Below are 23222 nucleotides of genomic sequence, written 5' to 3' on the forward strand. Positions count from 1 at the left end.
AAGCCCCACACAAATCGGTCCCGTGTCCGATTTGTGTGGGGCTTTTGCCAGCGCTTACCGACTCCAGCCCCTCAGGTAAAAACACCTGGGGTGATGTGTTTTTTCTAACTGCGCTGATACTGCAAGCAGCGCCCCTTGTAAGACACCTCCTTGCCTTCGGGCATCAAAATGGGACGATCGCGCAAGCAGACCTGTCGTACCAGCTCAAAACCGTAGCGCGACATTTCCTGAGTAAATTTGTTGCGATGCCCCCGGTCCGGGTCTACCACCCAGACTTCGGCCTGTTTCTTCGCGCGCTGGTCTACCAGTTGGGCTAATTGGGCGGGCGTATTCCCTTCATACAACAGATCACTGCCCACGATCAGGTCATAACGCTGCCGGGCGGGTTTCAGCCCCAAAGAAGCCAATAAATCAGGGCAAGATTGCTCCCCCCACTGGGCATGGACATACGGCAGATCGGACAAGCCATTCAATGCCTGATTCAGCTTCAGGAAATGCGGCACCATGGGATGGCAATCGCTGGCGTGGATTTGCGCGCCACGTTTATGCATCACCAGACTGGTCAGGCCCAATCCGCAGCCCAGTTCCAGAATGCTTTCATCCGCCCGAATGGGACGATTTTTCAATTTGCGCGCCAGTTGAATGCTGGACGGCCATACCAGGCCAAACAAGGGCCAGACAGCCGGGCCTATGCCCAGAGACTGTGCATGTCCCAACGGGTCAGCATATTGCATGTGATCGGCCAAGGAACGAATACGTAACGATTCTCTGGGCGAGATTCGTATATGCTGGAGACGGGTTTTTAACTTGGCGGGCGTGGATGAGGTCGAGCCATATAAGTCTGACATAGACTGATGATCGTCCATATCCACACAAAAAGCGAATTTTGGCTTAATTTGCTGTGGTTTAAACTATAGTTAGCCGAATTTAAACGAATTTTCGCCCAACACCATTGATAAGGACCGCTATTGTTCAAAGACCTGATTAAAGACCTTGACGACCATTCCATCGTGGAACCTGACATTTTTCTGGACGTACCCTTCGTCCCCAGCGACGACCGCGTCATCGATACCATGCTGCAACTGGCCCAGACCGGGCGCAAGGACGTCTTGTATGACCTGGGCTGTGGCGATGGGCGCATTGTTATTGCGGCCGCCAAAAAATACCACTGCACCAGCATAGGCGTCGAACTGGACCCGCTGCGCGTTGCCGATGCCATGGAGCAAGCCGGCCATGCTGGCGTGGAGTATCTGGTGGACTTTGTGGAAGAGGATCTGTTTACCGCAGACTTCAGCCAGGCCACCATCGTGACGCTGTACTTGATGGACACCATCAATGCCATCCTGCGCCCGCGCTTGTTGCAGGAGCTGCGACCCGGTGCGCGCATTGTGTCGCACGCCTTTGATATGGGAGACTGGGAAGCCGACGAAATCCTGCATGTAGGCGGCATCAAAATCTACAAATGGATTGTGCCCGCGCAGGTGGCAGGCGAATGGGAATGGGAAGGTCTGGACGGGACGGACTATCGCTTGCAGCTCAAGCAGCGGTATCAGGGTGTCAGCGGGAAAATCTGGATGAATGGCAAGCCCGCTCGGCTGACTGATCTTTATCTGTCCGGCGATTGCCTGGAACTAAGTGCGCAGGCCGACGAATCCTCGCCCGTAATCAGCTCCCATCTGTACTTCGACCACCAGGAACTGCTGTCCGTGGAAGAGGTGGAAGCAGAGTACTGATTCCGGCTGGCCTTTTTCTTCATACTGTATCGCTTTGGCACGAAGTCAGGGCAACGGCTTGGAACTGGCATCTAATCGTCAAAATATTTTTCAGCATGACGGAATCCAAGACACAGCTTGTCGACACGTTCGGAACCACCAGCGTACCGCCCACGGTTGATCTCTTTTCCGAGCCGACTTTACTGACAAAGAGAAACGTCTCTTAACTGTATGGCGCGGCTGCAATGCTAGGCTGATCTAACCTTCTGTTTTATTTCAGCAAAGGAATCAGCCTTATGCGTTTTTCTTCCTTCAAAGCGCGATGCGCAATGGTCTTGGCCACCGCAGGCGCCACCCTTGCTTTATCCGCCCCCTCGCTGGCCGATGTCATCATTCCCATGAATATGGCTACCGAAAGCGGTGCTGGCGAACAGATCGGCCAGGTTAGCGTCCGTCAGACAGAGCATGGTTTGGTTTTCACGCCAGACCTGAAAAACCTGAAACCCGGTGTACATGGCTTCCATGTGCATGAGAACGCCAGCTGCGCCCCCAGCGAAAAAGACGGCAAGGTAACGCCTGCCGGAGCAGCGGGCGGCCACCTGGATCCTGCAAAAACCGGCAAGCACGGCTTCCCATGGGGCAACGGCCACTTGGGCGACCTGCCCGCCCTGTATGTACAGGCTGACGGTACCGCCAGCACACCCGTTCTGGCCCCACGCCTGAAGTCCTTGGATCAGATCAAGGGCCGCTCCCTGATGATTCACGAAGGCGGTGACAACCACTCCGACCACCCCGCGCCCCTGGGCGGCGGTGGCGGACGCTTTGCTTGCGGGGTGATTAAGTAAGCAGTCTTAACTCTTCAACCTTCTCAAGGAGATGCCATGAACGAAACAATTGAATCTTCCTTTGAACATCTGCAAGAGATTATCAAGGACATCCGCTTTGCGATGTTCGTCACCCATGCGGCCAATGGCGAACTTCATGCCTGGCCCATGACAACCCAGAAGGCAAAAATGGGGTCGACCCAAGAGGACTATGAGCATGACAAGCTATGGTTCTTCATGTCGCGCAGCAGTGACCCGGTCAGTAATCTGACCGCCAATCCGCATGTGAACGTCAGCTATGCCGATCCTAAAAGCGACACCTATGTGTCGGTGTCCGGTATGGCCCGCGTGGTCGACTCCATGAACCAGAAAGAACGCTTCTGGAACACCATGACTGAAGCCTGGTTTGCCGAGGGTATTACCGACCCCGATCTGGCGCTGGTGTGCGTGCATATTGATAGTGCGGAGTACTGGAGCGTGCGCGAAGGCAAGCTGGCACAAGCCGGAAAAATGCTGAAAGCCACCCTGATGGGCGAGCGCCTGACCGAGATCGGCGAGCATGGCAAAGTCACGCCAGGCCGCTAACCCTCTGCCGCAAGCCACCCTTTCTTGATGCCAAAAAAAGCCCGGTCAGACACCGGGCTTTTTTCATCAGGCTGATACGAACAGCCCTCAACTCAGTTTCAAGTGGCGGGCAAGACGGGTATATAAAGGTCCGGTCAACACCAACACGCAAACCATGCGCGCCACCTGAAAGGAGGTCACCATCGGCGCTCCCAGTTGCAGCACTTTGGCGGTAATCGCCATCTCTGCAATGCCGCCTGGGCTGACGCCAAGCACCAACGTGGGATAGGCAATATCGGAAAGCCGATACAGGCCATAGGCGAAGGCAAACGCCAAGCACAGATTGATCAGGTTACTGATGGCAGCTACCCCCAAATACCTGGGAGCACGACGGAAAAAGTCCGGCCCGAACTTGTCGCCCAGAGCCCAGCCAATGCACAGCTGCCCCAAGTTGGAAATTTGTATCGGCAGGCCCGACAAAATAATGTCGTTATACGTAAGAATGGCCACCACCAACAAAGGGCCTAGCACCCAAGGGTTGGGCAAACGCAAGATTTGAAAGAGGAAGCCGGCCACACTGCTTAACAGCACCAGCAGAGCCAGGCCAGGAAGGTTCAAAAAATCAGGCCGTACGACAGCTCCCGCCTGCTCCCCCGAAAAGCCCAAAGCCTCGAACGCGAAGGGAATAATCACTACGACCATCAGCACCCGCAAACCATGTGCAGAGGCGACCAGATCCGGACGTGCGCCATAACGCTCCGCCAGCCCCGTCATCTCGCTGGCTCCTCCTACTGCACTGGCAAACCAGGCAGTACGCAGATCCGTACCGGCATAACGAGTCAGCATGAATGTACCTATGCAGCACAAAACCAGCGCAAACACCATGCCCATCACGATAAACAGAGCATTACTGCCAATCAGATGCACCATGGCCGGAGTGAAGTACAGCCCCAAGGATGTCCCAATAACCCATTGACCTGCGTTGCGCGCCAGCGGCATGCAGGCCCCCGGACTGCCTGCCATTTTGGTAGCTGCCGTCAAGATCAGGGCACCCAACATCCAGGGCAAAGGCATACTTAGCCAACTGGCCACCAGGGCACCAAGCAGGGCTACCCCAAAACCCAGGGCAATTCGAAACCAGATAGCCATAACAAAAACAACAAGGCCAGGCCGCAGCCTGGCGCTTTCTCCCGATAAAAGCCCCACCGAGGCGGTGGGGTCCCCCTATTTATGTCTCGTCGTGCAGTTGCTTGCGCCCTGCAATACGACGCAGCACGATCGGACCTACACTAACCAAAACGGCCGCGATCCACAAGGCAATTGAAACTTTGCTCTCGAACAGAATACCGATTTCACCATTCGTGATGGACAGCGCGCGACGCAGATTCTGCTCCATCATATTGCCCAGAACCACTCCCAGCACCATCGGTGCCATGGGCACGTTCATCTTGCGCAGGAAGTAGCCCAGAACGCCGATACCAACGACCAGCAGCAGATCAAAGCTCGTGCCATTGATGGCATAGACCCCGATATAGCTGATCGCCAAAATACCAGGCACCAACAGGCGCGGAGGAATAGCCAGCATGGAGGCAAAGACCCGCACCATGGGCACGTTCATCAAGAACAGCATGACGTTGGCGACCATCAAGGAGGCGATCAAGCCCCACACAATCTGTGGCTGCGACTCAAACAGTACCGGCCCCGGCGTGATGTTGTACAGCGTCAGGGCACCCATCATGACCGCCGTTGTTCCAGAGCCTGGCACGCCCAGTGTCAGCATGGGAATAAAGGAGCCGGTTGCAGCACTGTTATTGGCCGCCTCTGGCGCAGCCAGGCCACGCATATCGCCCTGGCCAAACATGGCATTGGGATCTTTGCCTTCGATATATTTTTTCTCATTGGCGTAGGCTACTGCAGAGGCCACACTGGCCCCGGCGCCGGGCAGGATACCGATGAAAAAACCCATCACGCCACCACGCACGGTGCTCCACCAGGTCATGCCCAGCTCTTTCAGGTTAAAGAGCTTGCGCTTGCTTTTAGGTACTTCGATCGACACGCCACCCAACAGGTTTTCCAGCATCTGCAACATCTCTGCCACAGCAAACAAACCAATCACGACAACAACAAAATCAATGCCATCAGCCAGGTTCGGAATATCAAAGCTGTACCGATATACCCCCGAGTTGGCGTCCACTCCCACCGTAGAAATGAACAGGCCCAGCATGGCGGCCAGGATACCTTTGACTGGCTCATCCCCCAACAAACTGGTCAGCGCACAAAAGGCAAACACCATCAGCACAAAATACTCGGCCGGGCCAAAGGCAACCGCCCAACCCGCCAGCATGGGAGCCAACAGCACAATGCCGCAGATGGCAATGGTGGACCCGATGAACGAGGAAAAAGCCGACAAGGACAAAGCCACGCTGGCCAAACCTTTGCGCGCCAGCGGATAACCATCCAGCGTCGTCATGACCGCTGCCGCTTCACCGGGCACATTGATCAGAATGGAGGTAATACGACCACCATACTCCGCACCCACATACACAGCGGCCAGCAGGATCAGAGCAGACTCCGGGGGCAGCTTCATGGCAAAGGCAATGGGCACAAGCATGGCTACACCATTAATCGGCCCCAGCCCAGGCAACACGCCCACAATGGTGCCGATAAAAGCGCCAATCGCGGCGACCAGCAGATTCTGGGCAGAAAAAGCAACACCAAAGCCTACGCTCAAATAATCAAGAATCGAGCTCATAACCACTCTCCCAGGATGCCGTAGGGCAGAACCACATCCAGGCCCAAATCAAATAGCAGAAACAGCCCCACTCCCATCGCCAGCCCGCCAATCAGGGCCTGCTTCCAGCTACCGCCAAACAGACGGCCTACCAAAGTAGCCATCAGCGTGGTGGCAATGATGAAACCCAGCCACTGAAACAGCCAGGCATAGGCCGCCAGATAAGCCACCATCATCAAGATGCGGCCATTGGCTCCATTGGGGTTGGCAGGCACAGTACCACCACCTTTGATAGTCAGGCGCAGCCCGCATAAAGCAATGATCAAGGCCAGCAATAAGGGAAAGGCCTTGGGCCCAACAGGTTCATAGGAAAATGGGGGCTCTAGGTCGTAGCCAAAAGCGGTGATCAAGGCAGCGAGCACCAGCGCGCCCACGCCTAGTACGCGATCATTCAGCGTCATGATTGGAATCTCCGGATTCACCCGCCATGGACGACGGGGCAGACAGGCGGCACTCCCGGCACAAACTGGCCGGGAGTAGCGTAAAAACTTACTTCTTGATCAGGCCAAACGAGTCAGCCAATTCTCGATACTGAAGTACTTGTTGTTTTACGTAAGCATCCAGTTCCTGGCCGCTCATATTGAAGGGAAACAGGCCCTGCTGAGTTTGCATGCGAGCAAACTCGGGCGTTTTCATCAGCTGCTCGAACGCCTGAACCCACCACTGATATTGCTCGTCAGAGACTTTGGGGCCCACATAAAAGCCGCGAATAATAGGCCACTCAATATCAAAGCCCTGCTCTTTGGCCGTGGGAATCTCGGCCAGTGCACCGTCCAGTCGCTTGTCGTTAAAGACAGCCAGAATACGAATAGGCGCCCCACCCTCCAGCATGGTGTGAGCTTCGGCTGCATCGCCCATATAGGCCTGAATATGACCACCGCGCAGGGCCGTCATCGCCTCGCCACCGCCCTCAAAGGCAACAAAGCGCATTTTGCGGAAATCCACATCTGCGGCACGGGCCGTCAGCGCAGCCTTCATCCAGTCCTGCCCACCCACGGAACCACCCGCGCCCAGAACAATCTTGGTCGGGTCGGCCTTGAAGGCCTCCATCAGGGATTTCAGGTCCTGATAAGGCGAGTCCGCACGCACAATGGTCACGCCATAATCACTGCCAATCGACGCCAGCCAGCGCACGTCCTCTACCGAATATTTGCCAAATTTGCCCTGTGCCAGATTCAGCAGGGAGCCACCCGAGAAAGCAGCAATCGCATTGCCGTCGCCCGGACGCTGCGCCACGATATGGTTATAGGCCACCGCCCCTACACCGCCGGGCATATAGACGGTGCGCATGGGATTTTCCAGCAGCTTGGTTTCCAGAAAACCGTTCACGGCCACACGACAGGTCAGGTCAAACCCGCCGCCTGGCTGTGCTGGAGCAATACACTCAGGCTTGGAGGGTTGCTGAGCCTGTACGCCACTCAGGCTGCTCAAGCCCAGAATACTGCTGGCCAGTAGCACCCGTAGTTTCATGTGGATAGTCATTGATTCGCCTCCAGGAGGATCTTAGTCGTTGTAATGGATGCGACCTTACCGGAGAGAAGCTTTCGCCTACCTTTCAATTTCGCCAAAAAACACGATTTTCAAGGGTATACCCTGAAAATCCAATCAGTGTTCAAGCGAATCAAACTCCAAACGCACGATCAAACCACGCTGCTGCGGTCCTGTCCGCAAGCTCATGCGGGCGCCATGAATCTGTGCAATAGCCTGTACGATCGCCAGCCCCAAACCGGAGCCCTGCAAGGCCTTCCCCGCCTCGCCGCGCCTGAAACGATGGCCTGCCTTGGCCATATCATCAGCACTCATACCCGGACCATCGTCTTCAACCTGAATGCTGCACACCGGCCCTTCCTTGCGCACCGTTACCGTAATGCATGCAGCACGTGGGCAGTACTTGATGGCATTGCTGACCATATTGCTTAAAGCCTGTTGCAAGAGCCAAGCCTCCCCGGCTACCCGAACAGGGATGGAGGGCGCGTCCAGGCCCAGATCCTGACGCTTGGACCTCGCCAGGCTCCATAGCTCATCCACCACCAGCCCGGCCTGCTGGCACAAGTCGACTGTGCCCAAGGCCGCGCGGGTGCGTAGCTGGTCAGCAGCATCGCGAACCCTGGACAAGGCCACCATTTGATGCGTCATCTGGGCCGTGTTGTTCAAGCGTAATTGAATTGCCTCCAGCACCTCCTTCATCTCATCGGTCTTGGCCAGAGACAGGGCAAAATCCACCTGGGTCAGCAAAACAGCCAAGGGGGTTTTCAACTGGTGCGAGGCATCGTCCAGAAACTGCTGTTGCTCGCGTGATTTGCGTGCATAACGATCCATATGCAAATTGATGGTCTGTACCAAAGGCCGGACCTCTCGCGGCAGGCTGGCCTCGCTGATCGGCTCCAGGTTGTCGGGGGAACGATGCCGTACCTCGGCGCTCAACTTGCGCAAAGGGCGTAGCGCCAACAAGGTGCCAGCCAGAATCAGAACAATGAAAAGGCTGAGCACCGCCACGTCCTGAATCAAATTCTGGATAATGACTTTGCGTATGAAAGCATGGCGCTCGCTCAGGTTTTCACCAGCCTGAATCAGAATTCGGCTGTCTTGATAAGTCTGCAGGCGCCCATCCGATTCCAGCGCCACTGCTGCGATGCGCAAGGGCTCTCCCAGATATTCAGCGTCATAGAAAACGGGCTGATTACTGAGCAGACGCCGCACTGGCAGCGGCATACCGGTAAAGCCAATTTCCGACAAACCGTCTTCAGTGGCCACTCTGAAATACACCTGACTGCTGATGGTGTACTCCATGAACTCCATCATGTAGTAAGACTGCTCCATCGCCAGCCCGCCACTGATGGTCAAGACATTGGACGACATGGATTTCAAGGCACCGGCCAAAGCCCGGTCAAACGCGGCGTTGACCTGATCTTTCAAGGTCATGCTGGAAACAAACAGGGACACGCCCGAGGTCAGCAAGGCCGCAGGAATCAGCATGAACAACAAAGTACGACGCAAACTGCTTAAGGCCATATTTGCCCCCAATAAGGCAATACGCTAAGGCTCATCATCGCCCACAGGCTCCAGGCAATAACCTACGCCGCGCAAAGTGACGATATGGACATCCGAGGACTGCAGTTTCTTGCGCAAGCGATGCACCAATACTTCGATAGCTTCGATATTGATTTCATCGTCATCCTTGTCATTGAGCCGATCCAGGATGAACTGCTTGTTTACTGGCTCTCCGCTACGCTGCACCAGAATGCGCAGTACCTCAGCCTCACGCGGTGACACGGACAGAAGCGCCGAATCCAGCGTAAAGCGCTGTGTGGCCAAGTCATAGATCAGGCTGCCACACGCCATACGCGGTTTGTCCTTGCCCCGGCTACGACGAATCAGGGCATTAACGCGCGCCACCAGCTCTTCAATACGAAAAGGTTTGGGCAAAAAATCGTCCGCCCCACACTCCAGGGCTTCCACTCGCTCCTGCAAGGAGTCGCGAGCCGTCAAGATCAACACGGGAGTCCGGTTATCCTCCGAACGCAGACGTGCCAGCAAGGCACGTCCGTCCATACCCGGCAAGCCCAGGTCCAGGACCAGCGCATCAAATTCCTCGATCTGCAAACGATGGTAGGCCACCATCCCGTCGTTGGACCACTCGACTGCAAACCCTTTCTTTTGCATGCTGCGTGTCAGCCACAGGGCCAAATCAGGCTCGTCTTCAATCAATAAAATTCGCATGGCGGATAGTAGAAAAGAAAACAGAACAGGGGCAATAGTACGCCGCCGGATCGTATCAGCAGCACGTCACTGGCTGACAGACTCGGTCAGCTCCAGCACAAAACGCCGCAACCAGCGGCTTTCTTCATCATGTTCCTTGTTGATGTCCCAAATCATGGACACCACAAAAGACGGCACCCGCAATGGCACCGGCGAGACGGCTAATCGACTATTGCATTCCACAAAGGAGCGGGCGGCGTAATCGGGCATGGTCAGCACCAAAGGGCTGCCAATAATGGCGTTGATTGCCCCGGAAAAATGCGTGAATGAGGCCTTGACCTTGCGCTGCAGTCGCTCGGCATCAAAGAGTTCATCGACAAAGCCGCGCAAGCCGTCAAAGGACACCCGCCCATGATGAGCATGCAGATACTCCTGCTTGCTGATGGGGGTTGAAAACGCAATGGACTGCTTATCGTAAATGCAGATATAGGAAGCGGAAAACAGCACTTGCGACTTGTGCATGGTGCTCAGAAATTTAGGGCTGGAGCAAATCGCCAGATCCGCCCCATGCTCCACCATGCTTTGCGGCCACAAATAGCTATTGGTTTGGTAGAAGGAAAAACTGATCGTCCAGCCCTGCTCGTCAGCCATGCGAATCATGCGTTTGGCCAGCATATTTTCCAGATCGTCGGACAAAGCGATGCGAAAAACCCGGTTGGAGCGAGCTGGATCGAACTCCTGCTCGGATGTAACCAGCGCCGAGATGCTTTTCAGGGCCTCGGATATCTGCGGGGCAATCTCCAAGGCCCGATGCGTAGGCGTCATTCCGTGCGAACCACGGGTAAACAGCTCGTCATTGAATACCACCCGCAACTTGCGCAAGGACGCGCTGACCGCGCCCTGGGTCAGAAATAGGGCATTGGCGGCCTTGGTCACGCTGCGCTCGTTCATCAAGCACTGGAACACCAGCAGCAAGTTCAGATCCATCCGCCTGATATTAGCAATATTAATGGAAGCCATTTTTCTAATTAGTTTGAATAATTATTTGGCTTGATTAGACTAAAAATCAGCCACAACCACAATAAGGGTCAGGTATTCACCTGCCCTGCTCGAGGAGATCTTTATGGGCACTGCTACCGTCGCCCCTTCGCATGCCAAATCGGCCCCCCCAGGCCAGCCGGGCTTAAGTAAAAAACAAGTTGTTGCCGTTGGTATTGGCAACTTTATGGAATGGTTTGACTTCGCGATTTATGGCTACTTTGCAGCCATTATCGGCAGCATCTACTTTCCATCCGACGCCGCTGGCGTTTCCCTGCTCTCGTCCCTGGCCGTGTTTGCCGTGGGCTTTGTTTCGCGCCCCTTTGGCGCCCTGATTCTGGGCCCCATTGGCGACCGCTTTGGCCGCAAGACCGTGCTGATGATTACCGTCTTTGGCATGGGTGTGTTCACTACTCTGATTGGCCTGCTGCCTGGCTATGACACCATCGGCATTACGGCTCCTATCTTGCTGGTTGTGCTGCGCTTCCTGCAAGGCATGATGGTGGGTGGCGAGTGGTCCGCTGCCGGTATTTTCCTGGTGGAAAGCGCCCCCTCCAACCGTCGTGCCTCGGCCGCCAGCGTGGTGACCTTTACCGCCGGTATCGCTTTCCTGATGGGTACGGCCACGGCTGCCGCCATCAACGCCACGCTGACCGAAGCCCAGGTCTACAGCTGGGGCTGGCGTGTGCCCTTCGTGCTGTCGATTGTGATGACCTTCATTGCGGTCTTTATCCGCCGCAAACTGAACGACACCCCCGTCTACCACGAGCTGCAGGAAAAGAAAGCCAACAACACGCTGGAGCGCGTCTCGTCCAAGGACAAGTTCAACGCCTTTGTTCTGTCCTTTGCGTTCTCCGCCCTGTTCCTGGTGTCGCTGTACTACTTCATCACCTACGCCAATAACCACCTGGTTTCCATCCTGGGCATGAGCAAGACCTCGGCCCTGTGGCTGTGCAGTGCCTCGTTGGTGGTGTATTGCATCTTGCACCCGCTGGTTGGCCGCTTCTCGGACCACTACGGTCGTCGCAAACTGGCGCTGTTTGCCGCTGCGGGTCTGACCATCATGGCCTACCCGATCTTCATCATGATGAACTCCGGCAAACCCGCGCTGATCCTGCTGGGCCTGATCATCATGGCTTTCCTGGTGGCCATCTCTGCCGTCATGAACGTGGTGCTGCTGGTGGAAGTGTTCCCCGCCTCGATTCGCTCGACCGGCGCCGCACTGGGCCACAACGTCTCGTCAGCACTGCTGGCTGGCCCTGGCCCCTTCATTGCTGCTGCCCTGATCCAGTACACAGGTAACCCCAACGTACCGGCCTGGTACCTGGCTGCGGTATCCCTGGTGTGCTTCCTGATCCTGTATACCCGCCTGCCTGAAACCAAAAACGTGGACTTGTCCGCAGGCTGACCTTTAAAGGAGACCTAGTTATGAGCAAAGTTGCAGTTATACAAGCGGCATCCATCCCGTTTGACTCTGCCAGCAGTGTAGAAAAAGCCGCCGCCATCTTGCAGCGTGTGGCTGCCAATGGCGCCACCCTGGCTGTCTTTCCCGAAGCCTTTCTGGGCGGGTATCCCAAAGGCATCAGCTTTGGCAGCGTCATCGGCAACCGCCGCCCCGAAGGCCGTGCCCTGTACCAGATGTATGTGGAAGGCGCTGTCACCCTGGGTGGCCCTGAACTGGAAGCACTGGCCGATGCAGTCACCCAAACCGGTGTGTACACCGTCATGGGCGTAATCGAAAAAATGGGTCGCACCCTGTACTGCACTGCTCTGACACTGGCTCCCGGCAAAGGCGTGGTGGGCATCCACCGCAAGCTGATGCCTACCGGCCAGGAACGTCTGGTCTGGGGCTTTGGCGATGGCTCCACCATGGGCACTGTCGATACTCCCATGGGTCGTATCGGCAACGTGATCTGCTGGGAAAACTACATGCCCACCCTGCGTCAGACCATGTATGCCCAAGGCACCGAACTGTACTGCGCCCCCACGGCAGACGACCGCCCCACCTGGGCCTCGTCCATGATTCACATCGCCGTTGAAGGCCGTGTGTTCGTGCTGTCCGCCTGCCAGGCCATCCGCCTGAACAATTACCCCGAGTCCTTCCAGAAAGAATTTGCTCTGCCCGGCGAATTTGCTCCGGACAGCTACGTGATGCACGGCGGCAGCATGATCGTCAGCCCCACCGGCGAAGTGCTGGCCGGCCCGGTGTTTGATGAAGAAACCGAGCTGTACGCCGAACTGGATATGGACCTGCTCAAACAGGCCAATCTGGACTTTGACGTCTACGGCCACTACTCGCGCCCCGACATCTTCTCTCTGCATGTCGACACCCGAGCCAAGCAGGTAGTGAAACTGCAAACCGAAGACTCGGCCGAGTAAAACCAGCCAAATCCTGCACTTAAAAAACCAGCCCCATCACGCGATAAACGTGATGGGGCCGGAACTGCTTTCGAGCCTGGCACAAGCTGCTGCCTGCACCTGCTCTTTCCTGTCGTAGCTTTGTTTTTGATCCCTTGGCACTAGCTCAAAGCCAAAGGTTCCAGCACGGGCTGATACGGAGACATCTGCAACTGCGTCTCGTCCAGACCCATTCCCTGCGCCAACAGAGCCAACATCGTCAGGCTCAATGGAACAAGACCTTTCTCAATCACGTTGTATTCCGCCACACTGATTCCCAAGCGACTGGCCAAACGCTCGCGCTTGATTTCCAGATACTCGCGCCAGGCACGAATCAGGGTCCAACGATGCGTTCGCATATCCTTGAGCACCACATACGGAATCCCCTTGTCCGAACGCACAAAACGCGGTGCGGCCATCAACTTGCGCACGCACTCATCATTCATGGCATCTCGTGTCAACAGATGGGCATACAGCACGGCCTGCTCGGGCAAGGTACGAGGATCAGTATCTTCAGTGGTCAACAAGTATGTATTCATCATGGCTGACAAACCTAAGGATGTAAGAGAACGGAGAACCCTGAACTTACCGTCCCGTTCCATCCCGGTCTGTCAGATAATTCTGAAAGTGCTCCCTGACCGCCCTATCGGCTGATCCTGATCAAGACACACATCCAAACAGACCATAAAAAAAGCCCCTGAACACGTCAGAGGCGCGCTTTCAAAACACAGCATTGGGCATATTTACATTCGTATCTGCGACTACAACTCACGCATGAATACTTTGTGAACCCCAAATTTTGCATCACGTGGAGTTCGAACTGCCCGGCAGCTTTCAGATCGAATACTTCAAACAAGCCCGCTAAATTGAAAAAATCCCTTGCAAATAGTAGGTGAATACCCGCATCACCGACTACACTTGCGGCTCCGGCGTGAAAACCTCAATAGAATCAAGATTGTCCTTGATCAATTAGACACGCCCTCTTGGCAGTAGCCCATAAGTTCAACGCTTATACTGTTCAACTATAAAACAGGGGCAGAGCTCACAAGGCGCCTCCCCTGACGATTTCAAACACGAAAACACAATCCTATTGGAGAGCCGCATGGTGAACATGAATCGGCGTCAGTTCTTCAAAGTGACGGGGGCCTCGCTGGCCAGTTCCAGCATGGTCTTGCTGGGCGCTGCGCCCACCCCCGCCATGGCGGAAGTCAGGCAGTACAAACTGACCCGCATGACAGAGACGCGCAATACCTGTCCTTACTGTTCCGTAGCCTGTGGGGTGCTGCTGTACTCCCGTGGTGACGGCGCCATGAATGCCGAGCCCAGCGTGGTTCACATTGAAGGCGATGCCGACCACCCCGTGAACCGCGGCACACTCTGTCCCAAGGGCGCAGGCTTGGTGGATTTCATCAAGAGCCCCAACCGACTCAAATACCCTGAATACCGTGCCGCTGGCTCGGACAAGTGGGAACGCATCTCCTGGGAAGACGCTTTCACGCGTATTGCCAAGCTGATGAAAGAAGACCGCGACGCCAACTTCCAGACCACTGCTGAAGACGGCACCGTCGTCAACCGTTGGCTGACCACCGGCATGCTGGCTGCTTCGGCAAGTAGTAACGAAGTGGGCTATGTCACCCATAAAGTCATCCGCAGCATGGGTGTACTGGCGTTCGATAACCAAGCACGTGTCTGACACGGCCCGACGGTGGCAGGTCTTGCCCCGACGTTTGGCCGTGGAGCGATGACGAACCATTGGGTCGACATCAAGAACGCGGATATTGTGCTGATTATGGGCGGCAACGCAGCCGAGGCGCACCCCTGTGGTTTCAAATGGGTGACCGAGGCCAAAGCACACAACAATGCAAAACTGATCGTTGTGGATCCACGCTTTACGCGTTCGGCATCCGTAGCGGACTTTTACGCGCCTATACGTACCGGTAGTGACATCACCTTCCTGGGTGGCGTCATCAAATACCTGCTGGATAACGACAAGATCCAGCACGAATACGTGCGCAACTACACCGATATGCCCTTTATCGTGCGCGAAGACTTTGACTTCGAGCAGGGGCTGTATTCGGGCTACAACGAAGAAAAACGCAGCTACGACAAGTCCTCCTGGGACTACGAGCTGGGCGAGGACGGCTACGTCAAGACGGACCCCACCTTGCAACACCCACGCTCGGTCTACCAACTGCTGCGCAAGCACTACGAGCGCTACACGCCCGAGATGGTGGAACGCGTCTGTGGCACGCCCAAGGACAAGTTCCTGAAAGTCTGTGAAATGCTGGCCTCGACCGCTGAACCGGGTCGCGCGGGTACCATCCTGTATGCGCTGGGCTGGACGCAACACAGTATTGGTTCGCAGATCATCCGTACCGGCGCCATGGTCCAGCTGCTGCTGGGCAATATTGGTATTGCCGGCGGTGGCATGAACGCGCTGCGCGGACACTCCAACATTCAGGGTCTGACTGACCTGGGTTTGATGTCCAACCTGCTGCCCGGCTATCTGACTTTGCCCAACCAGGCGGAGAAAGAGTTTGACGGCTACATCGGCGCACGTGCCCAACAGCCGCTACGCCCCAACCAGCTCAGCTACTGGCGCAACTACAAGAAGTTCCACGTCAGCCTGATGAAAGCCTGGTTTGGTGATGCCGCCCAGGCCGAGAACAACTGGGCCTACGACTATCTGCCCAAGCTGGACAAGCTCTACGACATGCTGCAAGTGTTCGAGCTGATGGACGAAGGCAAGATGACGGGCTACATCTGTCAGGGCTTCAACCCCCTGGCGGCGGCACCGTACAAGGCCAAGCTGCTGCGTGGTTTCTCCAAGCTCAAGTACATGGTCATCATGGACCCGCTGGTTACGGAAACGTCAGAGTTCTGGAAGAACTATGGCGAGCACAATGATGTCGATTCCGCTTCCATCCAGACTGAAGTCTTCCGTCTGCCCACCACCTGTTTCGCCGAGGAAGAAGGCGCATTGGTGAACTCGGGTCGCTGGTTGCAATGGCACTGGAAGGCCGCCAATCCTCCGGGCGAGGCCAAGAGCGACATTGAGATCATGAGTACGCTGTTCACGCGTATTCGCTCGCTGTACCAGAAAGAAGGCGGTGCCTTCCCTGATCCAATCCTGAACCTGTCCTGGCCCTACTCCAACCCGGATGATCCAACCGCCGCTGAACTGGCCAAGGAATATTCGGGCCGCGCACTGGTGGATCTGCATGATCCCAAAGATCCAAGCAAGATCACGCGTAAGGCAGGCGAGCAGCTGGATGGCTTTGCCGAATTGCGCGACGACGGCACCACGCTAAGCGGTTGCTGGATCTATGCCGGTGCCTGGACGCAGCAAGGCAACCTGATGGCTCGCCGCGACAATAGCGATCCAACCGGAATCGGCCAGACGCTGAACTGGGCCTGGGCCTGGCCAGCAAACCGCCGCGTGCTCTACAACCGTGCTTCCTGTGACCTGACCGGCAAACCCTTTGACCCACGTCGCAGCCTGGTTCACTGGGATGGCAAGCGCTGGGGTGGTGCGGACGTCCCTGACTACAAGGCCGATGAAAATCCGGCTGATGGCATGGGCCCGTTCATCATGAACCCTGAAGGTGTCGCCCGCTTCTTTGCCCGTAAAGGCATGGCAGAAGGCCCCTTCCCCGAGCACTACGAGCCTTTTGAAAGCCCTCTGAGCTACAACCCGCTCAGTCCTGACGAACCACGTGCCATGACCAACCCGGCAGCCCGTATCTTCAAGGACGACCTGGCAGCCATGGGTACGGTAGACAAGTTCCCCTATGTGGGCACCACCTACCGCCTGACCGAGCACTTCCACTACTGGACCAAGCACGTGAAGTTGAACGCCATCGTGCAGCCCGAACAGTTTGTGGAAATTGGCGAGGAGCTGGCCAAGGAAGTGGGCATTGTGCAAGGTGACCGCGTCAAGGTGTCCTCCAACCGTGGCTATATCAAGGCCGTGGCGGTGGTGACCAAGCGCATCAAAGCCCTGAACGTGGATGGCAAAGTTGTCCACCAAGTGGGTATCCCGCTGCACTGGGGATTTGTGGGTCTGGCCCGACCTGGTTTCCTGATCAATGCGCTGACCCCGCCGGTAGGCGATGGCAACTCGCAAACGCCGGAGACCAAGGCCTTCCTGGTTCAACTTGAAAAGGTTAAGGAGTAAGCCATGGCCTTGCAATCACTTGATATCAAACGGCGCTCCGCAACCACCACCCCATCGCCCAGCGTGCGCGAGCCCGTGGGCGGGGAAGTGGCCAAGCTGATCGACACCAGTAAGTGCATTGGCTGTAAGGCCTGTCAGGTCGCCTGCATGGAATGGAACGATACGCGCGACGAAATCGGTCACAACGTCGGGGTGTATGACAACCCGGCCGACCTGACCGACAAGTCCTGGACCATCATGCGTTTTGCAGAGTATGAAAACCCCGCTGGCGATCTGGAATGGCTGATTCGCAAAGACGGCTGCATGCACTGCGAGGACCCGGGCTGCCTGAAGGCCTGTCCCTCGCCAGGCGCCATCGTGCAGTACACCAACGGCATTGTGGATTTTCACGAGGAAAACTGCATTGGCTGCGGCTACTGCGTTACCGGCTGTCCTTTCGATGTGCCCCGCATTTCGGAAAAGGACAAGAAAGCCTACAAGTGCACCTTGTGTTCGGACCGTGTGGCGGTCGGACAGGAACCGGCCTGTGCCAAGACCTGTCCTACCGGCGCGATTGTGTTCGGTACCAAAGAAGACATGCAGCACCACGCTGCAGAGCGTATCGAAGACCTGAAATCGCGCGGCTTTGAAAACGCAGGTTTGTACGACCCGGCTGGAGTGGGTGGCACCCACGTCATGTACGTGCTGCATCACGCCGACAAGCCCGAGCTGTACAGCGATCTGCCCAAGGACCCGCAAATCAGTCCGATGGTCTCGCTCTGGAAGGGAGTGGCCAAGCCGCTGGGGGTTGCTGCCATGGCACTGACCGCCCTGATTGGTTTCTTCCACTACATCCGAACCGGTCCTAACGAGACCGACGAGGAAGACGAGCGCCGCGCCGACGAGGACGCACGCAAGATCCAGGAGGCTCACCATGACTGATCACAACCGCAAGGGCTTGATTCAGCGCTACACCACCAGTCAGCGCATTAATCACTGGATCATTGCCATGAGCTTTGTGCTCCTGGCCTTGTCCGGGCTGGCGCTGTTTCATCCGTCAATGTTCTGGCTGACCAATCTGTTTGGCGGCGGTCCGTGGACACGCATTCTGCACCCGTTCATTGGTGTGGTGATGTTTGTGTGCTTTTTCCTGTTTGCGGCTCGCATGGTACGGCACAATATGTTCTCCAAGGGTGACGCGGCCTGGCTGCGTCACTTCAAGGACGTGCTCAATGCCAAGGACGAGCGCATTCCCGAAGTAGGCCGCTATAACGCCGGGCAAAAAATCCTGTTTTTTGCTTTGGTGATCTTCATGATCGGCCTGCTGGCAACCGGTGTGGTGATGTGGCGCGAATACTTTTCCGCCTTCTTCCCCATCTGGGCTATCCGTCTGGCCTCCGTGCTGCACGCGGTCTGCGCCCTGCTGATGATTTGCGCGATTATCGTGCACATCTACGCCGGTATCTGGGTAAAAGGTTCAGTCAAAGCCATGACCCGCGGTACGGTTACCCGTGCCTGGGCCTGGAAGCACCACCGCGCCTGGTTCCGTGAAGAAATGGAAAAAGGTCCCAGCCGTCCTGCCGAATAAGCGGGGCTCTGGTACATAAGCAACCCGGCTGCCATGCACCATTTCGGGCATGGCAGCCTTGTTTTCAGGAGTCTGTCTTGCAACGCATCCTTCCGCGCGGCGAAATCGAAAGTCTGGACCACACCTCCATCCCCCGACTGCGCCTGCCTGTGCGAGCCAGCGTCTTTGCTGACCGGGCAGCACGTCTGCGTCAATTGGCTGACGGCAATCCCGTTGGTGCCTACCTGCTCTTGCTGGCACATCTGGTAGATGGGCAGCACAAACAACTCAATGCCCTGCCCCCGACCGAACTGCCCACCGAGGTGCTGGAAACAGCGCAAAGACACGGTATGCCGCCCCTGCTGGCATCGGGCTGGAAGCGCGATCCACAGTGGCTCAGCATTTTGAGCAGCCTGCTCAATCACATGATCAACACTTCGGACGTGCCTGCAGCCGCCCAAGAAGTCTGTCAGGACCTGCTCAAGAAAGCCGAGTCTGACCCACAAAAACTGGAAGATCTGGCTGACGCGATTCTGGCCGAGCAATTGCCTGAGCAAGACGGTGCCGCGGCACCTTTTGTCATGGCCGCCTTGCAGGTTTACTGGACGCATCTGGCCTGCTCGCTGACCGAGGGCCAACTGTCTGTAACCAGCCCCTTTGGCGTATGCCCGTCCTGCGGCAGCCTTCCCGTATCCAGTGTGGTGCGTGTGGGTGGTCGTGAAGATGGTTGCCGCTACATGTGCTGCCCGCGTTGCAGCGTGGAATGGCATCTGGTGCGCGTGACCTGCTCGCACTGCGAGAGTACCAAAAGCGTGGCGTATCACGCCATTGAAGATGGCCCGGAAGGGATCAAGGCCGAGTCCTGCGACAACTGCCACACCTACCGCAAAATCTTCTATCAGGAAAAGCAGCTGGGTCTTGATCCAGTTGCAGACGACCTGGCCAGTCTGGCTCTGGACGTTCTGATGGGCGAAGAAGGCTATTCCCGCGCCAGCGGCAATCCGCTTCTTTGGCACCAGTCTTAAGCTAAGATTCCCCTACGCCTTGTTGCCCCGAGCACAAGGCGTAGCTGACGGACCTTGCCCATAGACTCAAACGCCTGCCTTTGAATGATGAGCCCAACGCCTGAACTCTCCCCCGCCCACATCCCTTCCCTGGATCGCTTGCTGCGCTCGCCAGAGTTCCAGCCCTTGCTAAGCCAGTTCGGCCACACGCGCCTGAGTCAACGCACTCGTGCCCATTTGCAGGCACTGCGGGAGGCCGTGCTGAAGGGAGCACTAAGCCCTCAGGATCTGGAGCCCGCTCAGCTTGCCAAAGCACTGCAAGCACAACTGCAGGAAGAATCCCGCTTGCAGCTACGCCCGGTCTTTAACCTGACCGGCACCGTACTGCACACCAATCTTGGGCGAGCAATGCTACCGGATGAAGCCATACAGGCTGTCGTCCAGGCCATGCGCTCGCCCGCCAATCTGGAGTTTGACCTGGAAACCGGCGGCCGAGGCGACCGCGATGACTTGATCAACCCCTTACTCTGCGAACTGACCGGCGCTGAAGCCGCCACAGTCGTCAACAATAATGCCGCCGCCGTGCTGCTGATGCTCAGCACCCTGAGCCCCCGCCGTGAGACCGTGGTGTCACGCGGCGAGCTGGTTGAAATTGGCGGAGCCTTTCGTATTCCCGACATCATGAAGCGTGCCGGTGCTCGTCTGCATGAGGTAGGCACCACCAACCGTACCCACGCGGCTGACTACGAAAACGCCATCAACGAGCGCAGCGCCATGTTGATGAAGGTGCATTGCAGCAATTACGCCGTCAAAGGCTTCACCAAAAGCGTTTCAATCGAAGAAGTTGCACAGACTGCCCGGAAACACGGCCTGCCCACCAGTGTAGACCTGGGCAGCGGCACCCTGGTGGACCTGAGCCAATGGGGCCTGCCTCCCGAGCCCACCGTGCGCCAAACCATCGAAGCCGGTGCCGATATCGTGACTTTCAGCGGCGACAAGCTGCTGGGTGGCCCCCAGGCCGGTCTGATCGTTGGCCGTGCAGACCTGATCGCCAAGATCAAGAAAAACCCGCTCAAACGTGCTCTGCGCGTGGGTAAAATCACCTTGGCCGCACTGGAGCCTGTGCTGGCCTTGTACCGTTCGCCAGAGCGCCTGCCCGAGCACCTGACCACCCTGCGTCTGCTGACTCGACCTTCGGCTGAAATGCGTGCCCAAGCACTACGTTTGGCCCATGTCTTGCAGCAATGGGTGGGGACACAATTTGCTGTAGAACCCACTGCCATGCTGAGCCAGATCGGCAGCGGTGCGTTGCCCGAAGACGTACTGCCCAGCTTTGGACTGCGCTTTGCCTACCAAGGCACAGGCCGTCCGGGCCGCCATCTGACTCAACTGGAAAAACGCCTGCGCACTTTGCCTCAGCCCGTCATCGGGCGCATTGCGCAAGATGCCTTTTGGCTGGACTTGCGCTGCCTGGAAGAGCCCTTTGAGGCCGCCTTCAGCGCACAACTGATTCCCGAGCAAGCATGATTGTTGGCACCGCAGGACATATCGATCACGGCAAAACCACCTTGATCCGCGCCTTGACTGGCGTGGATACCGATCGTCTGGAAGAGGAAAAAAAGCGCGGCATCTCCATCCAGTTGGGCTATGCCTATACACCTTTGCCCGACGGACAGATCCTGGGCTTTATTGATGTGCCCGGTCACGAACGTCTGGTGCACACCATGGTCGCAGGTGCGACCGGCATCGATTTTGGCCTGCTGATCGTGGCCGCAGATGACGGCGTCATGCCGCAAACCCGCGAGCATCTGGCCGTACTGCAATTGCTGGGTTTGCAGGCGGGAGCCATCGTCCTGAGCAAGGCGGATCGCGCTGATGCTGCCAGAATTGAATCCGTCAAAGCCGAGCTGCAAGCACTTGTCCAAGGAAGCTTTCTGGACAATGCCCCCATCTTCGTTGTTGATGCCCTGTCCGACGACAAACCCGGCCTGGAAGCACTGCGCCAGCATCTGCATGCACAGGCCATGCAATCCACCAAACAGGATGGCAACGGCTATTTCCGCCTGGCCATTGACCGTGTCTTCACCTTGCAAGGTCACGGCACCCTCGTGACCGGCACCGTGCACGATGGCGTGTTGGATCTTGATGGCCCGGCGATGGACTTGCGCCTGATGCCACGCGGTACACCCGTACGAGTGCGCAGCATTCACGCCCAGAATCAGGCATCACGCCAGGCCCGCGCCGGGCAGCGTTGTGCCCTGAACCTGGGCGGGATTGATGTGCAGGATATAGAGCGTGGCGACTGGCTGGCCGATGCCCGCTGCTTCATCCCCTCCACTCGTATCGATGTGGAACTGAGCCTGCTGGACAAAGATATTCCCGCCCTACGCACCTGGTCGCCCTGGCATATCCACATGGGTGCCGCGCACCTGACGGCCCATGCCGTACCTTTGGATGGCGAGTCCTTGCAGCCCGGCCAGACCGGCAAGGTCCAGTTGGTCTTTGACCGCCCGATCTGCTCCATGACGGGCGAGCGCTTTATCTTGCGCAACGCCCAGGCCAGCGAGACCGTCGGCGGCGGGATTGTTCTGGACCCAAATGCGCCGGACCGCAAACGACGCTCTACGACACGCCTTGCCTGGCTGGATGCCTTGGCACAATGGACGCGCGGCGGACCGTTGGAGGGCCTGCTGGCCCAAGCACCTTACGGTCTGGACGAAGCAACACTGCTGCGTCTGTCAGGAGGATCTCAACAAGGCTTGAGCGCCCCCGCCAATGCCCGCTGGCACACCGGATCTCGCCCACAAAGTCAGCCTATCTTGTTGAGCGATGCACGCCTGGAAGCGCTGTGTCAGCACATAGAAAGCGTGATGCTGCAGTTCCACGAGCGCAATCCGGACGAGCCGGGCCTGTCCATCAGCCGCTTGCGACGCATGGCCGCCCCCACCATGCCCGACGCAATCTGGCAGCTCCTGACCGAATATCTGCTGTCAGAACAGCGCCTGGCCCAACAAGGAGCCTGGCTGCATACGCCAGGCCACCGCGTTACCCTGAGCCCCGAAGACCAAGCTCTGGCCACCGCCCTTCTGCCCCTGATCGAGGCAGGCCGCTTCGATCCTCCATGGACACGTGATCTGGCCAAAGAAACCGAAGCCCCGGAAGAGCAGACCCGCAACGTACTGCGCAGACTGGTGCGCCAGGGCGAGCTGTTTCAGATCGTGCATGACCTGTTCTATCACCGCCGCCAAATCGCGGTGCTAGCCAATATCGTCAAGGAGCTGCACAGCGGCCAAGGCGTCAGCGCCGCGCAGTTCCGGGACGCAACGGGACTGGGCCGCAAACGGGCCATTCAGATTCTGGAGTTCTTTGATCGCGTCGGCTATACACGACGTGTGCGTGATCGCCATGTATTACGAGGTGAAGCCTGGGCAGCGGCGGATTGAACCCGGAGCTTCATGCGGGAACCAGAA

Annotated in this window: 20 protein-coding genes; 11 read left to right on the forward strand and 9 right to left on the reverse strand. The window is 57.1% G+C overall.

Going from position 1 to position 23222, the window contains the following annotated elements; genetic code table 11:
• Positions 1-104: 104 nt before the first annotated feature.
• Positions 105-734 (reverse strand): class I SAM-dependent methyltransferase, encoded by a 630-nt coding sequence (locus NBV64_RS17120; RefSeq protein ID WP_021447206.1) that lies wholly within the window; start codon positions 732-734, stop codon positions 105-107.
• Positions 735-968: 234 nt separating this feature from the next.
• Between NBV64_RS17120 and NBV64_RS17125 the strand changes: the two genes are divergently transcribed.
• From NBV64_RS17125 to NBV64_RS17135, 3 genes are all read left to right on the forward strand, one after another.
• Positions 969-1733, forward strand: coding sequence for a class I SAM-dependent methyltransferase (locus NBV64_RS17125; RefSeq protein WP_250756213.1), 765 nt, complete (start codon positions 969-971; stop codon positions 1731-1733).
• Between the two features lie 275 nt (positions 1734-2008).
• The gene (sodC, locus tag NBV64_RS17130) at positions 2009-2557 is read left to right on the forward strand and encodes a superoxide dismutase family protein (RefSeq protein WP_009463437.1); all 549 of its coding nucleotides are present in this window, start codon (positions 2009-2011) and stop codon (positions 2555-2557) included.
• Between the two features lie 36 nt (positions 2558-2593).
• Positions 2594-3121 (forward strand): pyridoxamine 5'-phosphate oxidase family protein, encoded by a 528-nt coding sequence (locus NBV64_RS17135; protein WP_026483698.1) that lies wholly within the window; start codon positions 2594-2596, stop codon positions 3119-3121.
• A gap of 87 nt (positions 3122-3208) precedes the next feature.
• On the opposite strand, the gene NBV64_RS17140 is transcribed toward NBV64_RS17135, so the two are convergent.
• The 7 genes from NBV64_RS17140 to NBV64_RS17170 all read right to left on the reverse strand — a co-directional run bounded on the left by NBV64_RS17140 (position 3209) and on the right by NBV64_RS17170 (position 10577).
• Positions 3209-4249, reverse strand: coding sequence for an AbrB family transcriptional regulator (locus NBV64_RS17140; protein WP_021447207.1), 1041 nt, complete (start codon positions 4247-4249; stop codon positions 3209-3211).
• Between the two features lie 79 nt (positions 4250-4328).
• Positions 4329-5852, reverse strand: a complete 1524-nt coding sequence (locus NBV64_RS17145) for a tripartite tricarboxylate transporter permease (RefSeq protein WP_009463441.1) — start codon at positions 5850-5852, stop codon at positions 4329-4331.
• Positions 5849-6286 (reverse strand): tripartite tricarboxylate transporter TctB family protein, encoded by a 438-nt coding sequence (locus NBV64_RS17150; protein ID WP_031232925.1) that lies wholly within the window; start codon positions 6284-6286, stop codon positions 5849-5851. The genes NBV64_RS17145 and NBV64_RS17150 overlap by 4 nt, the downstream gene beginning before the upstream one ends.
• A gap of 94 nt (positions 6287-6380) precedes the next feature.
• The gene (locus NBV64_RS17155) at positions 6381-7373 is read right to left on the reverse strand and encodes a Bug family tripartite tricarboxylate transporter substrate binding protein (protein ID WP_021447208.1); all 993 of its coding nucleotides are present in this window, start codon (positions 7371-7373) and stop codon (positions 6381-6383) included.
• 123 nt (positions 7374-7496) lie between these two features.
• Positions 7497-8903, reverse strand: a complete 1407-nt coding sequence (locus tag NBV64_RS17160) for a sensor histidine kinase (RefSeq protein WP_250756214.1) — start codon at positions 8901-8903, stop codon at positions 7497-7499.
• 24 nt (positions 8904-8927) lie between these two features.
• Positions 8928-9611 carry a response regulator gene (locus NBV64_RS17165; RefSeq protein WP_031232927.1) on the reverse strand — a complete coding sequence of 228 codons (684 nt, stop codon included), beginning with the start codon at positions 9609-9611 and terminating at the stop codon, positions 8928-8930.
• Positions 9612-9677: 66 nt separating this feature from the next.
• Positions 9678-10577: a LysR family transcriptional regulator gene (locus NBV64_RS17170; protein ID WP_230940563.1), complete on the reverse strand. Its 900-nt coding sequence runs from the start codon at positions 10575-10577 to the stop codon at positions 9678-9680.
• 136 nt (positions 10578-10713) lie between these two features.
• Between NBV64_RS17170 and NBV64_RS17175 the strand changes: the two genes are divergently transcribed.
• Together NBV64_RS17175 and NBV64_RS17180 are read left to right on the forward strand one after the other, a co-directional pair.
• Complete coding sequence (locus NBV64_RS17175; RefSeq protein WP_009463449.1) at positions 10714-12036, forward strand: MFS transporter; 1323 nt, start codon at positions 10714-10716, stop codon at positions 12034-12036.
• Between the two features lie 20 nt (positions 12037-12056).
• On the forward strand, positions 12057-13007 hold the full coding sequence (locus NBV64_RS17180; RefSeq protein WP_021447211.1) for a carbon-nitrogen hydrolase family protein: 951 nt from the start codon (positions 12057-12059) through the stop codon (positions 13005-13007).
• A gap of 140 nt (positions 13008-13147) precedes the next feature.
• Here NBV64_RS17180 and NBV64_RS17185 read toward each other — a convergent pair whose 3' ends face one another.
• Positions 13148-13567, reverse strand: a complete 420-nt coding sequence (locus NBV64_RS17185) for a helix-turn-helix domain-containing protein (RefSeq protein WP_009463451.1) — start codon at positions 13565-13567, stop codon at positions 13148-13150.
• 560 nt (positions 13568-14127) lie between these two features.
• Here NBV64_RS17185 and fdnG point away from each other — a divergent pair.
• The 6 genes from fdnG to selB all read left to right on the forward strand — a co-directional run bounded on the left by fdnG (position 14128) and on the right by selB (position 23195).
• Positions 14128-17202 (forward strand): formate dehydrogenase-N subunit alpha, encoded by a 3075-nt coding sequence (fdnG, locus tag NBV64_RS17190; protein WP_250756215.1) that lies wholly within the window; start codon positions 14128-14130, stop codon positions 17200-17202.
• Between the two features lie 3 nt (positions 17203-17205).
• A complete protein-coding gene (fdxH, locus tag NBV64_RS17195; protein ID WP_021447214.1) occupies positions 17206-18123 on the forward strand; it encodes a formate dehydrogenase subunit beta in 918 nt (305 codons plus the stop codon).
• Positions 18116-18769, forward strand: a complete 654-nt coding sequence (locus NBV64_RS17200) for a formate dehydrogenase subunit gamma (protein WP_009463457.1) — start codon at positions 18116-18118, stop codon at positions 18767-18769. The genes fdxH and NBV64_RS17200 overlap by 8 nt, the downstream gene beginning before the upstream one ends.
• Before the next feature lie 77 nt (positions 18770-18846).
• Positions 18847-19773, forward strand: coding sequence for a formate dehydrogenase accessory protein FdhE (gene fdhE / locus NBV64_RS17205; RefSeq protein ID WP_250756216.1), 927 nt, complete (start codon positions 18847-18849; stop codon positions 19771-19773).
• Between the two features lie 87 nt (positions 19774-19860).
• Complete coding sequence (selA, locus tag NBV64_RS17210) at positions 19861-21279, forward strand: L-seryl-tRNA(Sec) selenium transferase (protein WP_250757262.1); 1419 nt, start codon at positions 19861-19863, stop codon at positions 21277-21279.
• Positions 21276-23195 carry a selenocysteine-specific translation elongation factor gene (selB, locus tag NBV64_RS17215; RefSeq protein WP_250756217.1) on the forward strand — a complete coding sequence of 640 codons (1920 nt, stop codon included), beginning with the start codon at positions 21276-21278 and terminating at the stop codon, positions 23193-23195. The genes selA and selB overlap by 4 nt, the downstream gene beginning before the upstream one ends.
• Positions 23196-23222: the final 27 nt, after the last annotated feature.

This window comes from Alcaligenes sp. DN25 (genome assembly GCF_023674485.1).
GTDB classification, from domain to species: Bacteria; Pseudomonadota; Gammaproteobacteria; order Burkholderiales; family Burkholderiaceae_B; genus Alcaligenes; species Alcaligenes phenolicus.